The organism is Actinoplanes sp. NPDC051494 (genome assembly GCF_044454705.1).
Taxonomy (GTDB): Bacteria; Actinomycetota; Actinomycetes; order Mycobacteriales; family Micromonosporaceae; genus Actinoplanes.
The window spans coordinates 104,718-129,551 of record NZ_JBITDZ010000016.1 but is presented as its reverse complement, the minus strand read 5'-3'; the positions used below and the strand labels follow the sequence as shown (position 1 = coordinate 129,551).

At 67.9% G+C, this 24,834-nt stretch carries 27 protein-coding genes and 1 pseudogene; 8 read left to right on the top strand and 20 right to left on the bottom strand.

Translation table 11 applies throughout. From position 1 onward, the window contains the following. Both ACIA6A_RS38795 and ACIA6A_RS38790 read right to left on the bottom strand, forming a co-directional pair. The coding region (locus tag ACIA6A_RS38795) for a tetratricopeptide repeat protein (protein WP_396103106.1) at window positions 1-1,643 on the bottom strand (1,643 nt) is incomplete at its 3' end. A gap of 13 nt (window positions 1,644-1,656) precedes the next feature. After that, window positions 1,657-2,022, bottom strand: a complete 366-nt coding sequence (locus ACIA6A_RS38790) for a hypothetical protein (protein WP_396103105.1) — start codon at window positions 2,020-2,022, stop codon at window positions 1,657-1,659. 317 nt (window positions 2,023-2,339) lie between these two features. Between ACIA6A_RS38790 and ACIA6A_RS38785 the strand changes: the two are divergent. Further along, a pseudogene (locus ACIA6A_RS38785) lies at window positions 2,340-3,574 on the top strand (IS3 family transposase). Here the strand turns inward: ACIA6A_RS38785 and ACIA6A_RS38780 are convergent. Next, window positions 3,527-4,264, bottom strand: coding sequence for an IS5 family transposase (locus ACIA6A_RS38780; RefSeq protein WP_396103104.1), 738 nt, complete (start codon window positions 4,262-4,264; stop codon window positions 3,527-3,529). The pseudogene ACIA6A_RS38785 and the gene ACIA6A_RS38780 overlap by 48 nt on opposite strands. 200 nt (window positions 4,265-4,464) lie before the next feature. On the opposite strand from ACIA6A_RS38780, the gene ACIA6A_RS38775 reads away from it, so the two are divergent. Next, window positions 4,465-4,779, top strand: coding sequence for a hypothetical protein (locus tag ACIA6A_RS38775; protein WP_396103102.1), 315 nt, complete (start codon window positions 4,465-4,467; stop codon window positions 4,777-4,779). A 77-nt stretch (window positions 4,780-4,856) separates the two neighbouring features. On the opposite strand, the gene ACIA6A_RS38770 is transcribed toward ACIA6A_RS38775, so the two are convergent. Further along, on the bottom strand, window positions 4,857-5,006 hold the full coding sequence (locus tag ACIA6A_RS38770) for a hypothetical protein (protein WP_396103101.1): 150 nt from the start codon (window positions 5,004-5,006) through the stop codon (window positions 4,857-4,859). A gap of 112 nt (window positions 5,007-5,118) precedes the next feature. Here ACIA6A_RS38770 and ACIA6A_RS38765 point away from each other — a divergent pair, with 112 nt between their 5' ends. Then, a complete protein-coding gene (locus ACIA6A_RS38765) occupies window positions 5,119-6,318 on the top strand; it encodes a helix-turn-helix domain-containing protein (RefSeq protein ID WP_396103100.1) in 1,200 nt (399 codons plus the stop codon). Between the two features lie 83 nt (window positions 6,319-6,401). On the opposite strand, the gene ACIA6A_RS38760 is transcribed toward ACIA6A_RS38765, so the two are convergent. Then, window positions 6,402-7,325: a pentapeptide repeat-containing protein gene (locus tag ACIA6A_RS38760; protein WP_396103099.1), complete on the bottom strand. Its 924-nt coding sequence runs from the start codon at window positions 7,323-7,325 to the stop codon at window positions 6,402-6,404. 618 nt (window positions 7,326-7,943) lie between these two features. On the opposite strand from ACIA6A_RS38760, the gene ACIA6A_RS38755 reads away from it, so the two are divergent. Next, window positions 7,944-8,546 (top strand): hypothetical protein, encoded by a 603-nt coding sequence (locus ACIA6A_RS38755; RefSeq protein ID WP_396103097.1) that lies wholly within the window; start codon window positions 7,944-7,946, stop codon window positions 8,544-8,546. Here the strand turns inward: ACIA6A_RS38755 and ACIA6A_RS38750 are convergent. Then, a complete protein-coding gene (locus ACIA6A_RS38750) occupies window positions 8,543-8,992 on the bottom strand; it encodes a hypothetical protein (protein WP_396103096.1) in 450 nt (149 codons plus the stop codon). The two genes, ACIA6A_RS38755 and ACIA6A_RS38750, sit on opposite strands and share 4 nt — an antisense overlap. 73 nt (window positions 8,993-9,065) lie before the next feature. Here ACIA6A_RS38750 and ACIA6A_RS38745 point away from each other — a divergent pair, with 73 nt between their 5' ends. The 3 genes from ACIA6A_RS38745 (at window position 9,066) to ACIA6A_RS38735 (ending at window position 11,053) form a co-directional block, all read left to right on the top strand. Further along, complete coding sequence (locus ACIA6A_RS38745) at window positions 9,066-9,614, top strand: metal-dependent phosphohydrolase (RefSeq protein WP_396103095.1); 549 nt, start codon at window positions 9,066-9,068, stop codon at window positions 9,612-9,614. Beyond that, window positions 9,611-10,522 carry a hypothetical protein gene (locus tag ACIA6A_RS38740; RefSeq protein ID WP_396103094.1) on the top strand — a complete coding sequence of 304 codons (912 nt, stop codon included), beginning with the start codon at window positions 9,611-9,613 and terminating at the stop codon, window positions 10,520-10,522. Before ACIA6A_RS38745 ends, ACIA6A_RS38740 begins: the two co-directional genes overlap by 4 nt. 87 nt (window positions 10,523-10,609) lie before the next feature. Beyond that, entirely contained in the window at window positions 10,610-11,053 is a 444-nt protein-coding gene (locus ACIA6A_RS38735; RefSeq protein ID WP_396103092.1) for a hypothetical protein, read from the top strand. 591 nt (window positions 11,054-11,644) lie between these two features. Here ACIA6A_RS38735 and ACIA6A_RS38730 read toward each other — a convergent pair. From ACIA6A_RS38730 to ACIA6A_RS38715, 4 genes are all read right to left on the bottom strand, one after another. Next, window positions 11,645-11,959, bottom strand: a complete 315-nt coding sequence (locus ACIA6A_RS38730) for a hypothetical protein (protein ID WP_396103091.1) — start codon at window positions 11,957-11,959, stop codon at window positions 11,645-11,647. 549 nt (window positions 11,960-12,508) lie between these two features. Beyond that, entirely contained in the window at window positions 12,509-14,608 is a 2,100-nt protein-coding gene (locus tag ACIA6A_RS38725; protein WP_396103090.1) for a tetratricopeptide repeat protein, read from the bottom strand. After that, on the bottom strand, window positions 14,605-15,033 hold the full coding sequence (locus tag ACIA6A_RS38720; RefSeq protein WP_396103089.1) for a hypothetical protein: 429 nt from the start codon (window positions 15,031-15,033) through the stop codon (window positions 14,605-14,607). Before ACIA6A_RS38720 ends, ACIA6A_RS38725 begins: the two co-directional genes overlap by 4 nt. A gap of 298 nt (window positions 15,034-15,331) precedes the next feature. Next, the gene (locus ACIA6A_RS38715; RefSeq protein WP_396103088.1) at window positions 15,332-16,024 is read right to left on the bottom strand and encodes a hypothetical protein; all 693 of its coding nucleotides are present in this window, start codon (window positions 16,022-16,024) and stop codon (window positions 15,332-15,334) included. A gap of 95 nt (window positions 16,025-16,119) precedes the next feature. On the opposite strand from ACIA6A_RS38715, the gene ACIA6A_RS38710 reads away from it, so the two are divergent. After that, window positions 16,120-16,593, top strand: coding sequence for a hypothetical protein (locus ACIA6A_RS38710; protein WP_396103087.1), 474 nt, complete (start codon window positions 16,120-16,122; stop codon window positions 16,591-16,593). Window positions 16,594-16,606: 13 nt separating this feature from the next. Here ACIA6A_RS38710 and ACIA6A_RS38705 read toward each other — a convergent pair whose 3' ends face one another. The 10 genes from ACIA6A_RS38705 to ACIA6A_RS38660 all read right to left on the bottom strand — a co-directional run bounded on the left by ACIA6A_RS38705 (window position 16,607) and on the right by ACIA6A_RS38660 (window position 24,828). After that, on the bottom strand, window positions 16,607-16,864 hold the full coding sequence (locus ACIA6A_RS38705) for a hypothetical protein (protein WP_396103086.1): 258 nt from the start codon (window positions 16,862-16,864) through the stop codon (window positions 16,607-16,609). A gap of 43 nt (window positions 16,865-16,907) precedes the next feature. Continuing rightward, window positions 16,908-19,808: a hypothetical protein gene (locus ACIA6A_RS38700; protein WP_396103085.1), complete on the bottom strand. Its 2,901-nt coding sequence runs from the start codon at window positions 19,806-19,808 to the stop codon at window positions 16,908-16,910. 89 nt (window positions 19,809-19,897) lie between these two features. Next, window positions 19,898-20,341 (bottom strand): hypothetical protein, encoded by a 444-nt coding sequence (locus ACIA6A_RS38695; RefSeq protein ID WP_396103084.1) that lies wholly within the window; start codon window positions 20,339-20,341, stop codon window positions 19,898-19,900. A 24-nt stretch (window positions 20,342-20,365) separates the two neighbouring features. Continuing rightward, a complete protein-coding gene (locus ACIA6A_RS38690; RefSeq protein ID WP_396103083.1) occupies window positions 20,366-21,148 on the bottom strand; it encodes a hypothetical protein in 783 nt (260 codons plus the stop codon). After that, window positions 21,145-21,336, bottom strand: coding sequence for a hypothetical protein (locus tag ACIA6A_RS38685; RefSeq protein ID WP_396103082.1), 192 nt, complete (start codon window positions 21,334-21,336; stop codon window positions 21,145-21,147). The genes ACIA6A_RS38690 and ACIA6A_RS38685 overlap by 4 nt, the downstream gene beginning before the upstream one ends. Beyond that, entirely contained in the window at window positions 21,336-22,220 is an 885-nt protein-coding gene (locus ACIA6A_RS38680) for a hypothetical protein (RefSeq protein ID WP_396103081.1), read from the bottom strand. Before ACIA6A_RS38680 ends, ACIA6A_RS38685 begins: the two co-directional genes overlap by 1 nt. A gap of 17 nt (window positions 22,221-22,237) precedes the next feature. Further along, the gene (locus tag ACIA6A_RS38675) at window positions 22,238-22,531 is read right to left on the bottom strand and encodes a hypothetical protein (protein WP_396103080.1); all 294 of its coding nucleotides are present in this window, start codon (window positions 22,529-22,531) and stop codon (window positions 22,238-22,240) included. Window positions 22,532-22,728: 197 nt separating this feature from the next. Then, window positions 22,729-22,995: a hypothetical protein gene (locus ACIA6A_RS38670; protein ID WP_396103079.1), complete on the bottom strand. Its 267-nt coding sequence runs from the start codon at window positions 22,993-22,995 to the stop codon at window positions 22,729-22,731. Then, window positions 22,982-23,185 (bottom strand): hypothetical protein, encoded by a 204-nt coding sequence (locus tag ACIA6A_RS38665; RefSeq protein ID WP_396103078.1) that lies wholly within the window; start codon window positions 23,183-23,185, stop codon window positions 22,982-22,984. The genes ACIA6A_RS38670 and ACIA6A_RS38665 overlap by 14 nt, the downstream gene beginning before the upstream one ends. Then, the gene (locus ACIA6A_RS38660) at window positions 23,182-24,828 is read right to left on the bottom strand and encodes a hypothetical protein (protein WP_396103077.1); all 1,647 of its coding nucleotides are present in this window, start codon (window positions 24,826-24,828) and stop codon (window positions 23,182-23,184) included. Before ACIA6A_RS38660 ends, ACIA6A_RS38665 begins: the two co-directional genes overlap by 4 nt. Window positions 24,829-24,834 lie beyond the last annotated feature (6 nt).

Sequence of the window (24,834 nt, the reverse complement as noted above, 5' to 3'; positions counted from 1 at the left end):
CGGATGGCGATCGCCTCGGCCGTCCGGCCCGCCTGCCAGTACGAGACGGCGAGGTTGGCCCGGACGCTCAGCGTGTCCCGGTGCTCATCACCCAACGACCGCACCACATCGGCGAGGACCTTCTCCTGGATGGCGATCGCCTCGGCCGTCCGGCCCGCCTGCCAGTACGAGACGGCGAGGTTGGCCCGGACGCTCAGCGTGTCCCGGTGCTCATCACCCAACAGCCGGACGGCCTGTTCGCTCATGTGCTGCCAGTAGGTGACGGCGGTGGCGTGCAGGCCTGCGTTGATCAGGCTGTTGCCGGCCCGGTACAGCAGCGGGTGCCCGCCTCGGTGCCAGAGCAGGTCGCCGGCGTTGCCGGCCAAGGCGGTGGTGTTGGCGCGCAGTGCGGTGAGCAGGGGCGTGGTGGCGTGGTCGATGCTGGGCCACGCGATGTGCAGAGCATTCGCGGTGGCGGTGGCGGTCTGCTGGTCGGCGGGGGTGGCTTCGCGGACGGCGCGTTGTACTAGGACGTGTACCCGGACGGTGTCGGTGTCGACGGTGAGCAGGTTGAGCCGGTACAGGGCGTGCAGGCCGTCGCGGACATCATCGTCGTCGACCGGGCGCCCTGCGGTGCGGCGCGCGCTTAGATGCTCCCGCATGGCGTCGGCGGCGAACACGGTGGCAGGGATGCCGTTGGGGTCCAGCAGCGCGGCCACCTCGATTAGCGGCCGGGCCACCCCGGACGGGTGCAGCCGGTCGGCGAGGTCGATCGATAGCGCCCAGGTCGCGGCGACCGTGAACCGGTGCTCGTCCGGCAGTGCACCGTCCTCCGGGACGAGTTCCGCCAGCTGGCGCCGCCGGTCGGCCAGCCGGGCCCGGTAGCCGGCGCACGGTAGTTCCCGGTCGAGGAGATACGCGGCGGCCTGCGCCAGTGCCAGCGGCAGGTACCCAAGGTCGGCGGCGAGGCCGTCCGGATCGTCCAGCAGGTGCGGGTACCCGGCCAGTTTGTGTTCCAGGTACGCGTGCGCCTCCGCACGGTTGAACAGGCCCACCGGGACCACGTACCGGCCGGCCAGCAATCCGGCGTCCCGGCGCCGGGTCGTGACCACCGTGCGTCCCACCGCTGTGGTGGGCGGCCACAACCCGCGCAGATCCGCCGGATCGCTCAGGTCGTCCAGCACGATCAGCCACCGCCGGTCGGTGCCGGCGAGCCAGGCCAACAGCCGTGCCGCAGCCTGCTCCGGCTCAGGGTCATCGGCACCGGTCACGTCCGCAGCGGCTTGGGCGTACCCGGCGACGATACCGGCGCGGGAGGTGGCGGTGACCCATACCAGCAGGTCCACCGTCTTGTCGTGCCAGCACTGGTGCGCCAGCCCAGCGGCCAGTTGCGTCTTTCCCACCCCGCCCAGGCCGGTAACCACCTGACACACCACCACCGCCTGCCCCGACGTGCTCGCCGCGGCCACCTCGGTGTCACCGATGCGTGGTTGCCGGCAGTCCGCCAGCGGCGGTACGACGCCCACCCGGTGCGGCCACCTGACCGGCGCCCGGTTGCTGAAGTAGTTGTGCTGCGTGCCACCGTCTCCGAGTTGCACACCGCGTCCGCCCCGGGCATCGACATGCCCGGGGTCAGGTGGCTGGGGGTTTTCAGCTGCGTCCATGCGGGATCCTAGGCTAGCTGAACGTGTTGGTCTGGGTGTTGCCGTCACCGACCTGCACACCGCGTGCCTGCGACGCGTCGACCCGATACTTCCCGGCCACCTGCGAGTCGACCAGGACCAACAGCCGCTCGGCGACAGCGCGTACCTGCTCGTCCTCAGCTGCACCGGAGGTCCGCAACTGCTCACCGATGCGCGCCTGCCACACGCCTTCGTCGGTCTCGTCGGCATCCAACGCCACCCGGGCATCCCCGCGTACCCACGGTCGCAGCAGGCTCTTCAACCCGGCATAGGCGTCCTGCACCGCAGCCCTGGCAGTGCTCGCCACCCCGGCACCCGCCCCCGCCGCCAACGCCGCCACGATCACCTCGACGTTCGACATCCGCGCCTCCACACTCCACGAGAAACATCCAGTGTGACGCGTAGACACCAGTTGATCACCGTGCGGCCAAGAAATTGTCGGATAGACGCCTGCCCTCATCACTCGAACGGGGTCCACTCGCACCGCAGCCTCCGCGATCCTCAGACGGGTAAATGCAGAGGACCTCGGTCAGGACTGCAGACGACTTCGAACTTTGACATCCTCTTCACCAACCATGCCCGGAATGCTCGCACAAACATTTCTCAGAACCTGGTCGCGACACTCTTGTTGCGCTCCGGGTTTGATGGAGACATCGAAACCGGGGAGAGAATCTAGCTATGCCGGCACCGAAGAAGTACGACGATGAGTTGCGTGAGCGTGCGACCCGGTTGGCGATCGACGCCCGCCGGGACCCGGCCAGCGCGGTGGGCGCGATCCGGCGGATCGCAGGGCAGCTCGGGGTTCATCCCGAGGCACTGCGGGTGTGGGTGAAGCAGGCCGAGACCGATACCGGCGCGCGGCCGGGCACCACCTCCAGCGACGCGGAACGCCTCGCCGCTCTGGAACGGGAGAACCGTGAGCTGCGGCGGGCCAATCAGATCCTGAGGTCCGCAGCAACTTTCTTCGCGGCGGAGCTGGACCGTCCGTCGCGATGAAGGTCGCCTTCGTCGACTCCCAGCACGAGGAACACGGTGTCCAGCCGGTCCTGCAGGCACTGCAAGACACGCCGGCACAGATCGCATCGTCGACCTACTAGGCCACCAAGACCCGCCCCACCAGCGCCCGGACGAGGCGCGACGCCGAGCTGACCGTCATGATCGAGCAGGTCCACGCCGCCAACTACGGCGTCTACGGAGCCCGCAAGATCTGGCACGAGCTGAACCGACGCGGCGTGCCGGTGGCCCGGTGCACCGTCGAACGGCTGATGCGTGCGGCCGGGTTACGCGGGCTGCTACGCGACAAGTCACCGCGCACGACCCGACCCGCGGCCGAGACCGATCGGCCTCGTGACCTGGTCAAACGCAACTTCACCGCAGTACAGCCGAATCAGCTGTGGGTCGCTGACCTGACCTACGTGCGTACCAGCGTGGGCTGGGTATACGCGGCGTTCGTACTCGACGTGTACTCCCGCATGATCGTCGGCTGGCAGGTCGCCACCTCGCTCTACACCGACCTCGCGTTGGACGCGCTGAAGATGGCGGTCTGGCGCCGCACCGCCCAGGGCGCTGACCTGCAAGGACTGATCCACCACTCGGACAGGGGTGTCCAATATCGAGCGATTCGTTACAGTCAGCGACTCGCCGAGGCCGGCGCTGTCGCCTCGGTCGGCTCGAAAGGCGATTCCTACGACAACGCCATGGCCGAGGCGTTCAACTCGCTGTTCAAAGCCGAACTCGTCCGCAACCGAGGTCCATGGCGCGGCCTCGACGACCTGGAAATGGCCACCGTCGAGTACATCGACTGGTACAACAACCGCCGCCTGCACGGCGAGCTCAGCCACGTCCCACCCGCAGAACACGAAGCCCTACACACGAAGACCCGGACGCTCACCGCGTCCCTGAAAAACCGATAACCGACTCTCCATCAAACCCGGGGCTTGACAGTGAGCGGTAAGCCAGGCCAAGGTCCGCTCGACAACCCACCGCTTCGGGTGCACCTCGAACCCGCGCTGCCCGGCCGGCTTACGCACAATATGGATGACCGTCCTCAGCGTGCGCTCGGCCCAGACGACCAGCCGGCCGGCGAAGCCCTGATCAGCGAACACGACCCGGATCGGGGTGGTCAGATAGACACCGAGCAACGCGGGTTTCGCGCCGTCGCGGTCCTGCCACGACGCCGCCAGGACCGTGACCCCGACCAGCAGCCCGAGGGTGTCGGTGACGATGAATCGCTTACGCCCGTTGATTTTCTCGCCCGCGTCATAGCCACGGGTATCACGGGCGACGGTGTCGGCGGCCTTGACCGACTGCGAGTCGATGACCCCAGCCGAGGGCTGCGGGTCACGACCCTCAGCGATACGGATCTGCTCCCGGAGTTCTTCCATGATCCGGTCGGTGACACCCCGGGCCTGCCACCGCCTAAACCAGCCGTAGACGGTCTGCCAGGGCGGGAAGTCCACCGGTAGTTGCCGCCAGGAACAGCCGGACCTGTCGATGTACAAGATCGCGTCCACGATCTCGCGGAACGGATGCACCGGGATCCGCCCGGGTTCCTTGATCAGCGGGAGCATCGGCTCGATGATCTCCCACTGCTCATCGGTCAAGTCAGATGGATACACACGCTGACGGGCCATACCGCCACCATCAACGACTACCCGCACCTCACCCCGGACACGCCGTCCGACCAGTCTCTAAAACACTCACTAAGACCAGCCGGCGGGCGGGGGAGACAGTCACCCGGACACACTGTCAGACAACGTTCACTGTCAGCATCCGGCCCACGTCCATGAAGGAGCCCACCCGTATGGCTTCCATCGTTCTTGTGCACGGCATTGCCCAGCAGCAACACTCCGCCGACGACCTGGAACACGAATGGCTGCCCTCGATCGCCGGAGGAATCCGTACCGCCGGACACCCCGGCCTCGCCGACCGGCTCTGGCCGATCCAGCCCGCTAACCGACAGGCCCGCATGGCGTTCTACGGCAACCTGTTCCTCACCCCCGACCAACAGGGCGACACCACCGAGCTCACCGACAACCAGCGCGAGATCGCCGACGAGATCGCCCTCGACTGGCTCACCAACGCCCTGGACTCCACCCGGGCCCGTGACGCCGGCTGAGCCCTGCAGACGGGGAAAGCCCCGGCAGCCTGGTCGGCTGCCGGGGCTCTCATGGCTGGTCTGGTGAGCAGACGACATCACCTGGTGGTGACGGTGACCTGCTTCTTCAGGGTAATCAGCTGAGCCTCGACCGAGGCCCAGCGCGAGTTCAACAGGTCCAGCGCGGCTTTGTTGTCGCCCGCGCTACGCCGGCAAGCCGCTGATCTGGCGGTCAGGGTCGGGCTCACCGGATAACCGGCCACCCCGGGTCGAGCCCTGCCCTCGGACCTGCTCTGCGGCCGTATCCTGAGAACACAGCGGATCCGTCGACAATGGGGTGCACGAGCGTCGGGAGGAACCATGGTGGCTGAAAGTGCCTCGCTCGGCGGTCGGCTGCTGGCGTACCGGCGCCGTCGCCGGATGAGCCAGCACGATCTGGCCACCGCGTCCGGTGTGTCGGTCGACGTCATCCGCAAGCTGGAGCAGGGCCGGCGCCATTCCGCCCGGCTGGAGACCCTCACCGCCCTGGCGCACGCCCTGGACGCCCAACCGGCAGAACTGCTGGGCAAGCCGCGTGGGCTGGCCTACGGCGCCGAGGACTCCGAGTTGCTGCAGCTGCGCCGCGCGGTCCTCGGGCTGCTGCCGGTCGACGGGCCGGTCCTGCAGATCGGTGACCTGCAGAACGCCCTGGCCCGGTCGTGGCAGTTGTACTGGTCCGGCACCTACCCGGTCCTGGCCCGTGACCTTCCGGGCCTGCTGGGCGCGGCCCGGGTCACGGCCAGCTCGTCCACGGTGGCGGACCTTCCGGCGGCCCGGACAGTGCTGGCGGAACTGCTGCAGATCACCGCGTCGCTGCTGGCCCACCTGGCGCATGAAGACCTCGCCCATCTGGCGTTGCACGGCGCCCGGCACGCCGCCGAGGCCGCCGACGACGAGCTGCTGAGCGCCAGCATGCTGGCGACCCGCTCGTGGATCCTGTCGCGACAGGGACTGTGGTCCGAGGCCGAGGACGTGGCGGTGCGGGCGGCCGCCGAGGTGGAGCCGGTGTTGTCGGTGGCCTCACCGGATCAGGTCGCGGTCTGGGGTGAGCTGCTGCGCTACGCGGCGGTCGCGTTGTCGCGCTCGGGTCGCCACAGCGAGGCCGCCGAGACGATCACCCTGATGAACACAGCGGCCGCACGGCTGGGCGGTGACCGGGCCACCCGCTACACGGGGGTGTCGTTCGGACCGATGGTCGTAGCGATGCGAGCCGTCGACGCGGCGATCAGCGCCGGAAAGCCCCGCAAGGCCCTGCAGCTGGCCGTGCGGGTGGAACACCCGGAGCACATGCCACCGGCGATGCACATGCGCTACCTGCTCAACGTGGCCTGGGCCCAGACCCTGGACTGGCATTCCGGGGACGCTGTCGCCACCGTGCTGCGCGCCGAGCGGGTCGCCCCGCAGTCGCTGCCGCATCAGGGCATCGCCCGGGCGATCGTCGCCGAGCTCCTACCGCGCCGGCGTGCGCAGCGGCTGCCGGGCCTGGCCCCGCTCGCCGAACGGATGAACATCACCGTCTGACCAGGGCCCGGCTACTGGCAGCCTCGCGTATTCGATCGGAGCGAGTTCTCCGACAGGGCTTGATAGGGGTCCGGCACACCGCGCTACCGCGTGGGTGCCGGCACTGGCATGGCCAGGATCGTCGGCAGCTTCGTCTGCGCGTCGGCCATCGTCTCATCCAGCTGACCCTGGCTTAGGTTGATCGCGCCGCGCAGGTCCGCACCGCGCAGGTCCGCACCGCGCAGGTCCGCACCGCGCAGGTCCGCACCGCGCAGGTACGTGCCGCGCAGGTCCGCGCTGGTCAGGTTCGCGCCGGTCAGGTTCGCCTCGTGCAGGTATGCGCCGACTAGGTTTACGCCGTTCAGGTATGCGCCGTTCAGGTCCGCGCCGCGCAGGTCCGCGCTGCTCAGGAGAGCGCTGCCGCTCAGGTTCGCGCCGTCCAGGTTCGCCTCGCGCAGGTCTGTGTTGCGCAGGTCTGCTCCGCGCAGGTTCGCGTAGCGCAGGTCCGCTCCGCGCAGGTCCGCGCCGAATAGGTCCGCGCCGCGCAGGTCGGTGTGGTCGAGGCCGAGCAGGGTGTTGGAGAAGTCGAGCCGATTCGTATCACCTTGAGGCCGTCGAGCGAGAACGGTCACGGCGGCGCGGACGTCGGTAGGGGCCGATGGCACGGCCCTAGGCCGGGGATTCGGGAGTGGTGTGTGGGTGCGGACGAAGGCAGACAGCACCTGCACCACAGCCGGTATGTCACGGGAGGAGTCGATCATCAGCCGTTGCAAGCCGTAGATCCCACCGAGCCGGATGGATAACTTACTGCTGCCCTTCTCGTCTTCCTGACCGAGCTGGTCGATCGCGGCACTGAATCGATCGGCAACCTGCTGCTGTGTGGCCAGCTCCTGCTGCTTGCCAGTGGCCTCCTGCTGCTTGCGATTGGCATCGTTGGTGACGTAGAGGCCGGCTGCCACCCCGAGTACCGCCAGGATGCTGCCGAGCGCGGTTGCAGTGGAGCGCCAGTCCGGTTTGACCTCCAGCACGATGGGCTCCGCCCCGACACCGCCGACCCGCAGTCGCCGGTCACCCGTCATTCGACGCGACGGCGTCACGTGAGTGCGGGCCGCTCCCGGCATGCGGAGTGCCTGCCGTCGGGGCCCGGCCACCGAGGCCGGTGGCGGGGTTACCCGGGTACCGTCCGTTCCCAACCGAAGCGCCGCGAGCAGGTCCTGTAAGAAAGACATACGGAATCTTCCCAGAAGGGACCATAAGTGGCGTTTGGGGTTACGCGTGTGTTGGATCGGCACAGGTACAGTCCTGTGGCCGTTTGAGCGTCAGGCTCAATCGATGGAGGGCCCGACGGCACGGATCCCGGCGGGGTCTCTGCCGTATCGGTGATCTACGGGCGGATGCACCCAACCTGCCGCAGCCGTGGGCGTGCAGGAGGTGAAGTAACAGACACCGGACAGTTGACTGGTGTTGCCGTTGTTCCGGGCTGGGAGTTATCCCGGGGTCGACCAGCACCAGTGACCCGCCCTGCCCTACCCGGACACAGCCGGTATCGGCCCGAGTAGGGCACCATGCCCGACCTCGACGCAGGTCTTCCTTCCTACCGTTTGGTTACCGGGAGCATTCACCCGGACACCGAGGGACAGGGGTAGATGATGACCATGTTGGACGTGCAGCAGGTCGGCGACCGGGCCCGGCAGATCCACGAGGCAATCACGAACCACCCGCAGTACGGCCGGCTCACCACCTCGTCGATGAAGTACTCGCCGTGCTGGGCCACCTACACCGGCTTCCCGACCATCAGCAAGTGGGACCTCGACACCGACAACGAACCGCTGCTGCACGAGGCCCTGCGAGTCCTGGCGATCAAGGCGGCCGTCTTCGAGCTGACCGGCGGTGACGAGGTTACCGCCGAGCTCCTCGTGCCCGACCCGGTCGACGAGATGATCCACGCCGTCCTGGCCCAGTTCACCGTCATGACCACGCTGCAGGCCGACCTCGGGGTGCAGTTCCCCCACGCCACCGAACTCGAAAAGTTCACCTACACGCTCGGCTGCCCCACCGACCAGTACTACGCGGCCGCGGGCTGGGGTGTGCCGCCGCAGCGGTACTGGCTCGACAGCACGGTGGTCGAGCAGCGCCTGGCCGTGCTCAACCAGCTGTACGAAAGTGTCGGGATCGGCGTCGACGGGCGCAGCCACAACATCGACTTCGACACCCTGCCGGCCGGCACGACACCGGCCCGGGTGGGTTAGCGGCGCGTCAACTCGTTCGACATGACCCGGCGCAATGCCGACACCACTGCGCCGGGTTCGAACCGTTCAACGGCCGCGCGTTCGGCGCGGCCCACCGCCCGGAACATCTCGTCGGGCTCGGCGACCCGCAACGTCGCCACCAGCCAGCCTTCCAGGTCATCAAGGCTGTCGGGCAGCTCCAGCGCCTCCGCGCTCGGCGCCGGCGCCGGTGCTTGCAGGTCGGGAAGCGGCTCGTGCGCCGAGGCATACCGGCCCGGGGGCAGTCCCACCCGGAACGGGTGCACGCACACGGCCGTGCCGTCCGGGGCGACCCGCCAGCCGACCTGCGGCCGGTAAGCGAAATCCCGGCCCGGACGCGCCACCACATCGAAGGCACCCGGCCCGAGTTCCTGCGCCGGGCACACCCCGCAGGTGTCGTCACACCAACGCGCCAGCGGGCCATCCATGCCGCCCATGCTAGCCACCGAAGCAGGAGAACCCCGGCTCATGACCCCCTGGAAAAGGCCCTTTCACCGGCTGGTGTCAACCGCGCTCGCCGACGCCCGCACCTGGTGCGCCGGGCGCATCATCGACGACCGGCCCGCCCTGGCCCACGCCGTGCGCGTCACCCTCACCCTGACCCGCCACGGCCTGCACGACCCGGAACTACTGGCCGCCGCACTGCTGCACGACAGCCCCGAGTTCGCCCCACCCGACCTCGACCTCGACACCTACCTCACCGACATCTACAGCCGGGAGGTGGCCCGCATCGTGCGTGCGCTGCAGGTCGAACATCAAGCCCTGGACGCCGGGGCCCCCACCATGACACTCGACGACCCGCCCGTGCTGCTCGCCTCGACCGCCGACCAGATCGTCGCCCTGAGTTCACTGCTCACCCGCGCCCACCGCAGCGGGGACGTGACCGGGTTCTTCACCGCCCGGCCCGCCCTGCTGCAGCTGCTCCCCCACTTCGCCGCCGGGCACCGCGCGAGCACCGGCCGGATCCCCACCCCTATGACCGAGCACCTCGGCGCCGCCCTGCACCGGCTCGACATGGTGACCGCCGCAGCCCGAGCGACGCTGCGATGATCGGCGAACGTCGCGACCGCGACCGGCTCGCCGCCGACCTGTGCACCGCCACCGGCCTGCCCGCACCGCTACGTCACGAACCGATCCGCCGCTGGCAGCTGTCCGGCGTCGAACGTCTGCACCTGGCCGACACCACCACCGTGATCTTCAAATACGCCGGCGACCCGTTCACCAGCGAAGCCGATCACCTGCGCGCCGCGGCCGCCACCGCCATACCGGTCCCCGCCGTATATGCCGCCGCCCGCGACGACGGGTTCCTGGCCATGATCCTCGAAGACCTCGGCGAACCCGTCCGGGTGGCCACCGATCACGACGCCGCCATCGCCGCCGCCCACCTGCACCGCACACCCGCGCTCACCACAGCACCCTCACTCGATCTCGCCGCACTGCCGAGCGCCGCGCTCACCGCGCTGCACCAGCTGAACGCGGTAGGCCGGCTGCTCGACGCCGGGGAACTCATCGACCTGCTGACCGCGTTGGCCCGCGCCGCTGACGCCCGCGCGGCGGGCGCCGGCCTGCCGCCGTACGGCACCGTCCACGGCGAACTACACCCCACCTCACTGCACATCGGCGCCCGCGGGTGGCGGCTGCTCGACTTCGCCAAGACCTTCACCGGCCCCGGCCTGCTCGACCTGGCCACCTGGCAAGGCACCCGGCTGCCACCCGACCGATCCCGCTTCAACGCCCTGCTCGAGGGCTACCTCACCGCCGGCGGACCCCGAGAAACACTCGCACCCCGTGGCGGCCAGCCCGCTGACACCTGGGCCCTCGGCTGGCACCGGGTCTGGGCCGCCGCATGGTTTCTCCGGCACACCGCCGCCGGTATCCCCGTCAGCGACAACGACACCACGACCTCAGCAATCGTCCAGCGCCAGCTGCGAGCTGCCGTGCACCTGCTACAGCCGTAACAGCCATCGCAGGCACCCAGCGGTCACGGGAGGACGCACCGGACAACAGGCCCCGACCACCAGTAGCGCGGCCGTACCGTGCAAAGCATGATCACTCCCGGCACGAACTACCCCGGCGCCCGACCCATCGACGACGCCCGCGAGGACCTCGCCGCGGCCGCGCTCGAAGTGTTCCTCACCGCGGTCCGCGAACGCGCCACCGAGCTGGAACAGGTACCGATCCGGCACCGCGTCGCCGGCCTCGACGGCGACCCGGTGCGCGAACCCGACGCCGACCGCGACGGCTGGTACGCCTGGCGCCTGCCGCTCTCCGACGCCACCACGGTGCAGATCCGCATCCCCGGAGTCGAACTCCCCCGAATGCACGAGCCCACCACCCAGGCCCCCGTCCTGTACGTGGGCGAGGTCCCCTGGGCCTGGAACGATGCAGTCGGGTCGGTCGCCAGCGAGGGCATGCGCCTCAAGACGTCCCGTAGCCCCGAGCCCGGTCCCACCGCCGATCAACAACCCGATGATGTACCTACGGCCTGACTGTCAGCTCGCACCAGCCGTCCTGGTCGCGGACCAGCTCATCGACCAGCGACAACGCCTCTTGCCTCGTCGAAAGACGCCACGTTCGCCTTACACCGTCCGCACCACCCGACCGCGCCTCCACGACGAGGTGACCACCCTCGGTACGCAGGTACACATCGCGTCGCGCGACGCGGCCCCACCTGCCGTTCCACCAATGCCGAGGATCATGACGAGTCACCACCGCATCGTACATATGTTCGATCACAGCTGCGCTGGGTGTGCTGGCCGCCCACGTCGTTCCCCAGCTCGGACCTACTCGTCGACCCCACATCAACGTCCCTGCGCCTCTTCCCACGCTTGTTGAGGCCCGGGCCGTGACGGCGTCGCGCGCGCACCTACAGGCGCCGTTCCGGTGCCCGTAGCCTCACCCGCCTCGGCGTTCCCGGCCAACACCACCGCCTCTTTGGTGGAGATCGGGTACGCCTGGGCGGCGACCTGCGCGGCTTGGCCATCACCACCGGCAAGCTGCACCTCACCGATAGAAGCGTCCGACTGCACCTGCTCGACCACAACGGCCGGACCCGCTGCGGCGGCCGGTCCGGGCGCCTGTCACCCACCTCGGCCCTCGCCCACGACGCTCACGGGCGTGTCGCTCGATGCCGCCGCCGGCGTCGCGCTCGACGGCGCCACGGAGTGGGTGTCACTGCTGCTCTGGGTACCCAGGTCAACCATCCCGTCGAGCTGATCCTCAACCGATCGGTACACGAACGCGGCCGGGGTGTGCGCCTTGGCGATGAAGGCCAGCACCCCGCGCAGCAGCGCCTGGGCGTCGTGGCCCTGCTGCTCCACCTGGTCGAACTGGTTCACCAGCACGCCCCACGCCTTGCACCCGATCACCGTCTCCGCGATCTCGGGATGCCACACCGCACGCACATGCTCGGTGGCCCGCTACTCGCGTTCCTGCGCTGTCCGGCGCGCCGCGAGCCGGTACGCCAACCGGCACCAGGCCAGGAACTGCCGCAGCGACCGCTGCCAACCTCGATCAGGGCGACGCGGTCGCCGCATACGCCCAGGATCTGAGCCGGCGAACCGGGCGGGTCGACGCGCCGCAAGCCGGTCGGCCGGATCTCGCCTGCTGGTGCCGCCTCGATGCTGGCGTGGCACGCACCGACGTTCTGCTCCTGGTGACCCCCGGTGTCGACCCGGTCACTCCAGCCCGAGCGCCTGGACGAAACCGCTGGTCAACCCCGTCTTATCAGCCAGATCGGTGAGCAGCCGGGTGCCGGCATGACCGACCACACCGCGAGCGCCACCAGCGGCGATAACCTTCGGACGCGTTCGAGTATTCTGCACTCTGAAAGTGCCTTCCGTGCGGGACGATCTTGACTCTAGACAAGCCAGATCATCCCAGATCAGAAGGCACTTTCGCGTTCCCCGGCCTCACCACCGGCCGCCCTTACTGAAGGCGCGAGGCTAGTTCTGATCTTGATTTCTCGTAGATGTGAGATTGCCAGCGACAACCTTGGTGAAATGATGCTCCGGGCCAAACACCTGCTCAGAGTCGAGCAGCACCGCGTCGAACTCAGTGGTGGCGTCGACTCTGCGGCCCACGGCCCAATAGGCAACAGCAAGGCTATTTCGCGAGATCAGCGTGGACGGGTGACCCTTGCCCAGCAGTCGCCACCGATCGGCCACCAGCTCTTTGAACTGGCTGATCGCCTTAGGCACCCGCCCTACTTTTAGGTAGGCCTGGGCGAGATTTTGCCGCGCAGTCAGCGTCTCTGGATGCGCTTCCCCCAGGGCATGCCGGTAGTCGTCCACCAACTCCTCGAGCTCGGTGATCGCTTTGCTTTCCTGACCAATCTTATGATACTCAAGGGCAAGATTGTTTCGCGCAATCAATGTGTCGAGGTCCCTCCCGCCCAGCACACGCCGGTAATCGGCCAACACCGCCTCGAACTCTTCGATCGCTGTCTCCACCCGACCCAGTCTTGAATAAGCGCCCGCCAGATTGTCCCGCAAATTCAATGTGTTCCGGTGGTCCTCACCCAGCACCCGCCGATGGTCTGGCAGCAGCGCCTGAAACTCTGTGACCGCCTTCACTACCCAGCCCACGTCTCGGTAAGCAACTGCGAGGTTGCTCCGCGCCAACAATATAAATGGATGGTTTTCACCCAAGATCCGCCTGGATTCAGACACTACCGCCTCAAACTCAGCGATAGCTGCGTTAATCTGACCTTGGCCTTGCCGGTAAGTGGCTGCCAAGTTCCGAATATTAAGGAGGCCAAAGAAGTGATGATCGGCAGCTACATTGCGCGTCAAAGAATCGACATGCGGTAGCATGGCGTCCCACCGGGGCCATCCCTGTACATTGTTGGTCGGATCATCCGGAATCGCGGCGTCGAGCAACTCGACAGCTCGTTCTTGCATGGCTGCGGTGACGTTAGCAGCCCGTTGGGTCATCCGGGCGACGGCTTGGACTAGGCGGTGCACACCCACGCACCCCTTCGTGTGATTGATCATGCTGTACGACATCAGTAACGACAGGGCATCAACGACATCCGCCGGGTCTTCTGCAAGCGGAGCGAGGACATCATCGGGCAGACCGTCCGGACTGAGCCACGCCAGCACGTCGATCACCCGAACGCCTAACGGACTGGTACGGGCAATTGCAGCCATGGTGACCGTCCACACTGCGGCGATACTGCGGTCGACTTTCCCACCGTGCCCGGTGTTGCCCGCGACGCGGTGGAACTGGCCGCACAACAGCGCCCGGTACTGGTCGAAATTCATCCCGTCGTGCTGACTGATGTAAGCGGCGGCCTGCTCCAACGCCAGTGGCAGATCTCCCAACTCGTCTGCCAACCGGTCCGCCGCCTTCGCCTCTGCGGCTCGGGCCGTCAACCGGCTCAGTAGCTCAATACTGGACTGCCGGTTCAGCACCTCGACCCGCAGCGGTGTTAGCCCCGATCTGGCCCATCGGGCCGCACCGAGCTCACGGCGGGTCGTCACAAGGACTTGCCCGCGGCCGCTAACCGCCCCGAGTAGTTCGGTGACGTGATCGAGGTCCTCGACGTTGTCGAGCACCAGCAACCAGCCAGGATTCGCCTGCAGCCACCCCACCGCCCATTCCTGCGCATCCGCCAATGTCGCGACCGGGTGCAGCCGGCGGGTCAACGACGCGAGCCCGGACCGGAGGCCTTCAGCGGTGCCTGCGGTGATCCACCACACCAGCGAATGCCGCGACATGTACGCGCGGGCATAGTGGTTGACAAACTCACTCTTGCCGATCCCACCCAGGCCGTGAACGGCAACCTGGCCCACGGCCCCGGCCCCCTCGCCGTTGAGCTGTTCGGCCAGCACCCTGAGGTCCCGGCCGACGAACACGGCCGATGCCTGCGGCAAATTGTGTACCACCGGACCTGTACCGACCGATTGTGCCGGCGGCAGGCTCGCCGCATTTACTCCGATGTTAATTTGTGTATTCCCCGACCCGGTCTGCACGCCATAGCTGTGGGTGGCCTGGACCTCGTAAGTGGTTCCCGCATCGGACTGGACCGGCTCAGCGCTCACGTCTGAGGCGGCGACGAAAACGTGTTCGTCTGGGTGTTGCTCGAGCCAACCTGGAAGCCTTGACTACCTGAGATCCTCACCGTGTATCGGTCCCCGGCGACACCCGCATCGTCCAACATCTGTGATAGGTCCTTCACGAGCTGCGGCTCCTGGGACAATGCTTTCAGAACCTGCGCTCGCAGCACAGCCATCGATGCCTCATCACCCGGTTGCTCACCCATCTCGGTTGCCGCCGCCCGCACCTGTTCCCCGCGCCCCGACGTAAGCAATCGGCGCAGCAATCGCCGGCCCAACCCCACCGTGGCATCGGCGCCCGCGTCACCCGCCGCGTCACCCACCTTCTGAACCACGGCACCGCCGTATGCCCCCACGGCAGCCGACACATACGGCACCATGTCCTGAACCACCACGCCAATATCAACCATCGGTCACCCACTCCTCGCATATCTCCATTGCATGGTTTACCAGAGCTAGCCGCCTTCCACTGAACAACGCACCGTTCGTATGACCCCGTACGGATCACACTGAGCAGACCCGAACTCTGATCTCCATGCCAACCAGCGGGCTGCGAGCGTGGCCAGCGGTCCGATTAGTTGCCCTGTTCCGGGTGCCCGTGCGCCCGGCGTTCCCCAGGCGAGTACGGATGGAGTGGGCGGCAGGCCAGCGCCCGCTCAAAGTCTCGAGCAATATCAGCGCACCAAGGCGGGCCGTCGCATATCCCGATCACCACCGCCGCCACCGCTTCAGGCAGTGCCGGTGGATCCGCTGCCGTACCCGGCGCCGCTGCTTCCTAGTGACGGGTGAGCCCGCGCGCACCCACACCAGAAGCACGGTCGCCGCCAGCAGGGCCAGTGTGAGCCGCCACTGCCACAGGGTCACGACGTCGAGGTACGCCCAGGTGATGCCCGCGGTTGTTGCCCATGCACTCGACCATAGGCCCGTCTTGATCTGTTGTGGAGTCGGCCGCCAATCGATCAGCCAATCTATTAGCTCTTGCCGGGCAGGCGCGGGCTGCATCCCAGCGCCGCGCGGCTTCTTCACCGGCGGCACCCACCGCGGCCGGCCCACCGCATCATCGCGGGCCCAGCGCTGCTCCTTCGCCCGCCAGATCTCAATCCGCAGCGGGTTGCCCCGGTTCCACTCGTAGTTGTAGAGCGGTCGTTCAGCCTCGACCGCGGCCTGCTCGGCGGCGAGCACTGCGTCCTTGCCCCAGTAAATGACCGGGTCCAGCTCCCAGCCCAGCATGGTGTCCGCCCACGGCTGGTCCCGGACATGCTGCATCAGCCGTTCGAACGGCAACTGCCATGTCTCCCCGATGTAGCCGAGGACCCGCTCCCCCGTCGCCGGGTCCGCGACGTAGAACCGGTACAGGCGGCACTCGCGTAGGCCGGGCTTGGGCGGCTGGGTCTGCGTCACTGCACACCGCCCCACGCAGCTCCAGGCTGCTGACCTTGGACGGAAATCCGTACCGTCGGATACGGCCCTGAACCCGATCTGAGTGGAGACTGCGCGTGTTCGAACGAGACCCGATCATCGGCAAGCTCTGCGACCAGACGCACCCGTTCCCAGCACCTGACGACAGTGACTGGATGGACTCCATGGAGTACGGCGCCCATACCCGACTTCCAGTCGACAAAAGCCTGCCCACCGAGGATCGCGACACCACCCCGACATGGCGTGCGCTCGGCGCCTACCTGTGGGAACGCGGGTGCCTGACTGAACACATCGCCGCCGTCGCCGCGGACCCGTTCCTGACAACGCACATCATGGCGGTCGCGTCGATCGGCGCCAGTAGCGCGCACTTCGACTACGACGGCATCGTCAAGGCCATGCGCGACGGTGGACTCGCCGCTGGTTACGTCATCGCCAGGGACATGCCTGAGCGCGGTCGGGTGCAGGCGGTGACCACCGCCGTCCACGAGATCATGCGCGGGGCGTCGGTGCTGCGATACGACATCGGCGGGAACTTCCCCGTCCGGGGTTAGGCCCGCCAGGGCGTCATACGCCGGCGACGGACCGGATCTGCTGGCGCAGCGTTTCGGTGCTTGCTGTGATCGTTCCGGCGATGTCGCTGCCCTGAATGCCCTCCAGGGCAGCGACAAGCCGCTGGATCTGCTGGGTGAGGTCATAGATCTGGTCGGCAACCGCGAGGGTCGCGTGGGTCTGGGCTGCGGCGAGCTTGCGCTCCACGGAGTCGAGGTTGCGTTCCTCGTTGAGGATCTGACCTGCCAGCTGGTAGTTCGAAACCTGCGCCATGAGCAGAGAGTAAACGCTCGCGCACCTGCACGCATATAGGTGGTCATGGCTGGCTGCCCATCGCCTCAGCAGCCTCGCGCACCAGCTCCTTCATCAGCGCGGCCTGTTCCGCCTCCAGCATCGCCTGCCGCTCCAATGCTGAAACGTCCACACCAGTCTGCTGGCTCTGCTGCCGGGCCCGTGAGCCCAGGAGTCCGGCAGCACGCAGCACCATCAGGGACTGCTCGCCGCGCTCCAGTCCGGCCGGCCGCAACGACCAACGAGCCGGGCTGGACTCATCGGCGGCGATCAGGCCGGTGTCGTCGGCGGACATGCGGTTGCAGGCCCGGTGCACCGTCGACGCGGCCGGGATCGCGTCCTTGTTCTTCTGCCACTCCCCGTCGGTCTGCTTCCACCATCCCGACGCCAGCATCTCCGGCTGGGTCAGACCCGAGCCGCCCTGATCCACATCGTGTTTCAACAGGGCTATGACCACATCGTCGGCGCGCATCTTCGGCTTCGCCACAGCCGCGGGCATCAGGTCCGGCGGGTAGACCGTCGACTCGACCGGGTCCGCCTCGGCCTGCAGCTGCTCGCGACCCGATTTCGTCTTGCCCAGCTCCCACAGGTCGATCAGCCCGTACTGGGTGAACACCTCGATGGTCTCGGCGGGCAGCTCCGGAGCGAACAGGATCTGCTGACCCTCCGGGGTGCCGTTGGGCTGCTTCATCCGGTAGATCAGCGAGTCCGGGTTCATTGGGTCACGCGGGATGTATGCCGACCGGTATCCGACCGGCTCACCCTTCAGCTCCTGCATGACCATCATGCCGGGCAGCGACGGCAGCGACGACGGCAGCAGGCCGCCCGAGTAGCCGGCCAACCGGGCGGTGTGGTCCGACACCCGCATCATCTGCAGCATGATCTCGTTGAGCTGCTCCTTCAGGTTCTGATCTCCCATGTCGGCGAGACCGGAGCCCTGGGTGGCCGTCTCCGCCATGATGGCTGTGGCCCGCTGTAAACGGATCATCTCGCCGAGCATCTTGACGAACTTCTGGTCCCGCATGTGCATGTGGAACTCTTCCCAGATCGCCCGGATCGGCGGGCCACCTGCGGCGGTGTCCCACGTCGGGTCGGCGGTCACTTCCATGCCACCGAGCCCGGTCGCGGTCCGCGTGTTGATCCACGCCTGGCGGCGTTTCATCTCCGCCCACAGCGACTCACGGATCACCTCGCGGTGCTCGATGGTGTGCCCGACCGGGACGATGCCGTAGAAGTCGACGAAGTCCATGGCGTTTTTCCCGGCGTCATGAATGATCGGGAGGATGCCGAGCAGCAGGTCGTTGTATGCGACGACCTGGGTGACGACGCTTTTACCGGTGCCGGTCACGCCGACCCGGTTACCGCCGCCGGCCTGGCCGGGGGTCCACTGCCTGCGGTGTACCGGTCGGCCGCGCAGGTCGTGGCCGGCGAATCCCCACCGGCTGCCCTTGGCGTCGATGTGCACCCCGGACGTTCCGGGGTGGTTGATGTTCGCGCCGAGCGGGTGGGAGTCGAACAGGGTGACCAGGCCGTGGTTGATGAGCGTTTGGGGTTCGGTCTTGTTGTCGCCGGTGAGCCGTTTCGGCTGATAGGCCAGGTCCAGCATGCCGTCGGTGAGTTCCAGCATCGACGACAGCCATGTCTTCATCTGCAGAAACGGCGACACGTTCGCGCCGTTGCGGGGGGCCAGGACACCTGGCTCGGCGCGGACCAGGAACTCGTGGCCGATGATGACCTGCTCCCCGTCGACCTTCGCGGTCAGCTTGCGGGTAGCGTCAGCCACGACCACGGTCCGCCAGATTTCGAAGCCGGGGCCCATGCTGCGGGCCTTCGCGTCCTCGGCGAGTTTCGCCCACCGTTCGGCGAACTTGTGGCCGGCGACGACCCGGTCGTCTTCTGCAAGGACGATCTTCTTGGCGTCAGCGGATGCAGCCTCCTCGGCCGCCCGGCGCGCCGTCTCGGCCTCCTCCTGCCTGGCGAGACGGTCAGCCTCGAGATCAGCGAGGCGCTGCTCCTCGGCGCGGGCCGCGGCTTCGGCCGCCTCCAGCTTGGTGCGGGCTGCGTCCTTACGGCGCTGCACCATCTCAGCCCACGGGTTGTAGTTGACGACCCCGATCAGCACGGCGGCCATCAGATTCGCGAGCACGCCCTGCCAGTTGTTGAGGCGCGCACCGATCATCTCCCCCATGACCAACCAGACCCCGGAGGCGAGGATGCCCGCAGCCACCCACCGGGCGTGCGACATGGCCCGCTGCCGGACGGCGCGCGGGAGCTCCTTCAGGGTGTAACCCATGCGCCGGGCGTAGACGATCTCACCCAGGTACACCGCCCAATAGGCGAGAAACACGCCGCCGATGGCCAGGCCGGTGCCGAGCGCGTACGTCTCGAAGCCGTCAAGGTTCTCGATCAGCGCCCAGTCGGTGACCAGGGCGGCCAGCGACACCCCTGCGGACGGAACATGCTCGCGCAGGTTCGACCGCAGGTGGGCGGCCTCTTCCCGGCCGGCGGCGCGCAGCGCGGCGATCCGGGCGTTCGCCGCGTCGGCGGCGGCCTGGCGCACGGCGGTCTTCTTGGCGGTGATGGCCTGCTGCAGCCGGCCGCGGGCAGCGACCTTCGGGTCGCCGTCGGTTGACTCGCTGCGTCCGGAGAGCAACTGCCCGCCATGGTCGGCGCAGTACTGCTTCTTCGGCCGGGCGAGCTCGCCATCAGTGCGGGGGAACACCCACTCACCGGCCGGGCATTCACCGGCCGGGCACATCCACCACACCCCGACCGGCATCTCGGTCTCGTCCAGCACGGGTCGTTCGTGGTCGTGGCGGACCGCCGGGCCGGTGGGGGTTTCCTTCCAGTAGCGCGCCATGACAACACCCTTGGGCAGGGCACCCTTGGGTGCTGGTGGCTTCGGCGGGGCGGCGGGCTGGGTCATGGCGATCTCTCCGGTTCAAGGCTTGGGGGCGGTCCGGGTAATCCGGCACCGTCCAGACACGAGGTCTGGGCGGCACCGCAGTGCCCGGGTCAGCCGGCGCGGCGCTGGGAGTCGACGTACGCGCCGTCGGCGCCGAGGGAGTGGAGCTGTTCCTGAACGACGGCGACCTGGAAGTTGGCGAGCAGAGCGGTGCGGACGGCGTCGTGTCCGTTGCCGACGATCTGCAGGCTGCCTTCGGCGATCTGGGTGAGCATCCCGGCGATGACCCGCAGCTGCTCGAGGCTGATGCGCTCGCCGAAACTTGCCGTCAGGTGGTTGGCGAGGTCTTCGGTGGTGGTGGTTTCCTGCAGCAGATCGGTGCCGACGTCCTGCAGGATCAGCAGGGCCTTAAGCGCTTGGTCGAGCAGGGTGACCATCCGGACCATGGACAGGTTGGTGGTGCCGACCGCTCCGGGTCCGGCAGGTGCGGCGAGCGCCCCGCCGCCGTTACGGACGGCGGGTGCTGTTGCGCTGGTGGCGATGTCGCTGGCCATGTGGTTCCTCCGTGATCGTGTGGGTCAGGGCATGGGGGTTGGTTCGGGGCGGTGGCCGTTGTGCTGGCGTTCGCTGTCGAGCTCGTCGAGGCGACGCTGGTATTCGTCGGCCCTCGGGTCGGGCCCTGCAGTGGGGTTGTCGCCGACGGGGACAACTTCCCGGGTGGTTGGCGGCTTCTGATCGGGGACGATCTCGGCGTCGACGATTTCGGTGTCCTTACCGTGCCGACCGGGCGTGGTCTGGGACTTCGGCTGCGGGTCAGGGCCCGGGCGTCGGGCCTCGGCCGAGTGGGGCTGTTCGGTCTCTGGGTTGCCGATCGGTGCCGGCTTGTCGGGCTCGTCGGGGCGACGCCACCACCGCTGCTCGCCCTGGTCCCTGCGGGACCGAGCGTCCTGCCGGCCCTTGTTCCAGCCGGTTTTGAACCGGCGCCACCCCACGAGCAGGTTGTTCCAGGACCGGCCGAACACCCGGCCCGCAGTCTCCCCGCTGCTGGGTTTGTCGCCGCGGGTCTCCGGGTCGGCGGTGAACCACTCCCGGACTGCCTGACGGTGCAGGCTGCGTTCCGCGCGGTCATTTTCGAGCCATGCTGCGGCGTGCTCGTAGCGGTTGCGGCGGTCCTCGGCGCGTTGCTGGGCGAGGCGTTCCCGCTCGTGGGGTTCGCCGTGCAGCAGGTAGTCGAAACCGAGGACGATTCCGGCGACGGCGAGTCCGGCGAACCCGGCCCCGACTAGCAGGGCGGTGGTGAAGAAAGCTTTGGCCTTGGTGTCGTCGTCGGGGCCGTTGGTGGTGGGGTGGGTGTCGGTCACTGGTCCTCCTCGAAGCGGGAGAAACCCATCAGGATGGGCTGGTGCAGGTGGTACTTCTGGGCGAGGGCCTGCTGGATGCCGTTGACGTCGTTCATGTCGGCGATCGGCCGGGGCCAGTTCATGTCGGCGTTGCCGTGCTGAATTCTGAGGCCGTCAACATCCAGCCAGGCGACCATGTAGCGGTACATCAGAACGCCGAGAAGATCGTGTTGAGGCTGGTCTCCGCGTTCGCTGTCACCTGCGACCAGGTCACGGCCAGAACCGTGAAGACGGGGATGGCATACATGGCGGCCCACTGCGACCACTTCTCCGGGGTCCAGTCCCGCAGCAGGTCACCGATACCGATCATCGCGAACAGGGCGCCGGCGGTGACCAGGCCGATGCGCAGCATCCAGACCAGCCACTCGGGTAGGTGCCCCCCGGCGAGGTCGTTGAGGTAGATCAGGGCGGGGATGTGCGCGAAGCCGACGAACGCGCTGACGATCGTGGCGAACCACATCCACAGCTTCTGGTGCCCGGCAGCGGTGTGCGCCCGCTTGAGGATCTTGTGAGCGTAGATCGCGGTCACCACGGAAACGGCCACCACGGCAACGCCGGTGGCGACACCGCGCGGGTTGGTGAACAGGCCGACCAGGGCGGCCCAGCCGAGCGGGATCGTCGTCGGGATCAGGAATGCAGCCTTGAACGCTTCGTCGTCGGGGGTGCCGTCGGTCATGTCGTGGATAAGCCCGACACCGCCGGACAGGGAGTGCCAACCCGCGGCGAGGGCGACGACACCGAAGATGACTGACACCCAGCTGCCGACACCGGTACCCCAGCCGACCACCCACTGAGCGAGGGGGTAGGCGCCGAAGGCGAACAGCAGGCCAGCGGCGAAATAGAAGAACAGGGCGATGAACTTGACGATGCGGGACTTGTTCCACTTGCTGGACTTGCCGCCGGGCCCGCTGGGGGCGGAGCCTTTGCCGCCCCGGTTGGCGTTGCCGAGGAACTGGCCGGCCCCCCAGCGGAACGCGAATCCGACGATGATGGCGGCGATCTGGATGTAGTGGGCGTTGAGCCACTCGTTCACGGGGCTCTCCTTCCGGATCAGGCGTGGGTGGCGATGGCGCAGGTGGACAGGGATGTGAGCAGGAGCAGGGCGAAGATGGCGGCGCGGGTGCGGGTGGAGAACAGGACGTGCGCGACGCTCCAGGTGACGGCGAGGCCGAGTAGCTGGGCGAGGCCGGCGGCGGCGCCGCCGAGTTGCCCGGCGAAGCCGTGCCGCACCTGGTCGCGGGGCAGCCACAGGTTTGCGGCGGTTTCGGTGACGGTGGGTGGATGGCTGGAGATCGTCGGATGGACGTCCATGGCCTCGGTCAAGCCGCCCAGGTGCGGCGACACTGCGTGATCTTTTGTGGGCGGTGCGGGGGGTTGCGGGTTTTGCGTGCGGCCGTCGATGACTCGCAGAGACGGCCGTCCGGGAGCGTTTGTACTGTTCGGGCGCTGCCGATGGCTGGTTGCGGGATTTTGCGTGCGTGCACGCAACTCCTCAACCGGGTCACTCAGGGTCACCGTCGAAGCTCCTTTCTGGTCGGTCTTCAGCCGCGCTGAACGGCGTGGTTGTACCGGAACAGGCAGGTCAGGAAGACCACGAACGCGACGAACGCGGCAGCCTGCGACACGGCCGCAAATTCCGGGTGCAGCTTCATGCCGGCCGCGGCCGCGCCCATCGCACCGATCCACACCAGGGCGGAGATCCGCAGGTGGATGGGGTCCGGGTCGGGCATGGACGGCGGCGTGTTGGGCCCGGTCGGGCGCTCCACGATCTGCGCGGGACGCTTCAGCTGCAGGTCAGTGCTGGTCACGAAGTGCCTCCCTGAGGGGCTTGAAGGTCCAGTTGGTGGCGTCCTGCTCGATGGCCTGGAGGACGCCGCGGATGGCATTGCCGGGGTCACCGTCGGTCGTGACCGACCCGGTGAACGTCTTCGAGATCCCGTCGACGGTGAGGGTGATGCTCACCGCGGCGGTCGTGATGGTGGCGAGGCCGGTGGTCACTGGTTCTCCTGGGCGGTTGAGGTCGGGTAGTGGTGGCCGTTGACGCCTGCGGTGACGGACTCGCGCGGCTCGGGAATCGGGGTGATCGGGGTCGCCACGAGCGGGTGTTCGGGGCGGGTTTCCGGCCGCTCGGTGGCGGCGTTCAGCGCCTCGGCCGCAGCCCGGTAGCGGGACACGGTGCGGTCGCCACAGCGCATACGTTTCGCCAGTTCAAGGTTGGTTTCGTCGGGGTATTTGGCGAGGAACTTGGCGAGGCGGATGACGGTGTCGTTGGCGCCTTCGGTGGCGACCTTGGTGGCGCGGCGGATGGCGGGCTTCTTGGCGGTTTTGGTGGCGCCGTCGTTGGCGGGTTCCGTGGCGACCGGGTTGGCGTTGTCGGTGGCGTTGGTGGCGGCGACCGGGATGGCGGTCTCGGTGGCGATGTTCGTGGCGGTCTCGGTGGCGGGGATAGTGGCGACCCGGGTGGCGCCATCGGTGGCGACCTTCACGGCGGGCTCCGTGGCGGGCTCCGTGGCGACCGGGTTGGCGACCGTCGTGTCGGACCGGTTGGCGATGTCGATGGCGACCCAGTCGGTCACCGATGGCGAGGCGAGTGGCGCCTCCGGGGTTGCACCGATGGCGAGCTGCTCCACCGGGGACCACGGCCGCAGGTCCCGCACCGCCCGCCGGGACATGCCGTCCTCAGCGCCGTACAGCAGGGCCGCCTGCGCCCGGAGTTCGGCCAGCAGAACCTTGTCCGTGGCGAGCTTCAGATGCTCGTTCGCGGCCTCGGTGAGCCTGCGCAACCGCCACCGCACCCACCCGATCCGCTTGTTCAGCAACCAGGCGCCGCTGTCGCGGTCCTTGAGGATCTGCAACCGGTACGCGGTCCTCGACAGTTGCGCGATACGCCGCTGCCGTTCCACGTCGGCGATCGTGCGGTTGCTGGCCTCGGCCAGACGGAGCCACATCAAGACCCGCTCGAGGTTCAGCGTCCACTTGATGCGCCCGGCCTGGCGGGGCTTGTCGCTGTCCCCGCGCAGCTCCGGGTTCTTCTCGAGATAGATGTCGAGCTCTTCAGCGAGCTCCTCCGCGATCATGTACGCGGCAACCCCGGCGGCGAAGAACCGCAGCAGCACCTCGACGAACACGTCGGCGTCGAAGGCGGCGACAAATGCTGAGCCGAGAGCGATGCCGTAGATGGTGCGGATGCCGGGGCCGAGCATGGCGTGGCGGTAGATATACCGGCGCACCCGACGCCAGGCGGCGATGATCTGTGCTTCCGCGAAGAAGAACAGCATGATCCGGAACGCGGGGTGCAGGTCGAGGGCTGGCAGCCCGAAGACCTTCCACGCGCCGGTGGCGACGGTGGCGGTGGCGAGGACGCCGGTGATGACGGTGACGGCCCGGTCAGTGAAGGTCAGGTCGGCTTTGTGGCCGGCCTTCTCGGCGCGGACCCGCTTACGTCGGGTGCGGATGCTGAGGGCGAGCAGCAGGGCGAGCAGGCCGCAGAGTGCCCACATGAACCAGTCGGCGTTGAGGGTCGAGCTGACGATTGCCCATGCCTTGTCCCAGTCGCTGCCGTCCTGGACTGGGGCGGCGGGCTGCACACCGCCAGTGGTGTTGTCGGGCAGCGCGAGGTACGCGGTGGTCGGCTTGGGCATGACACG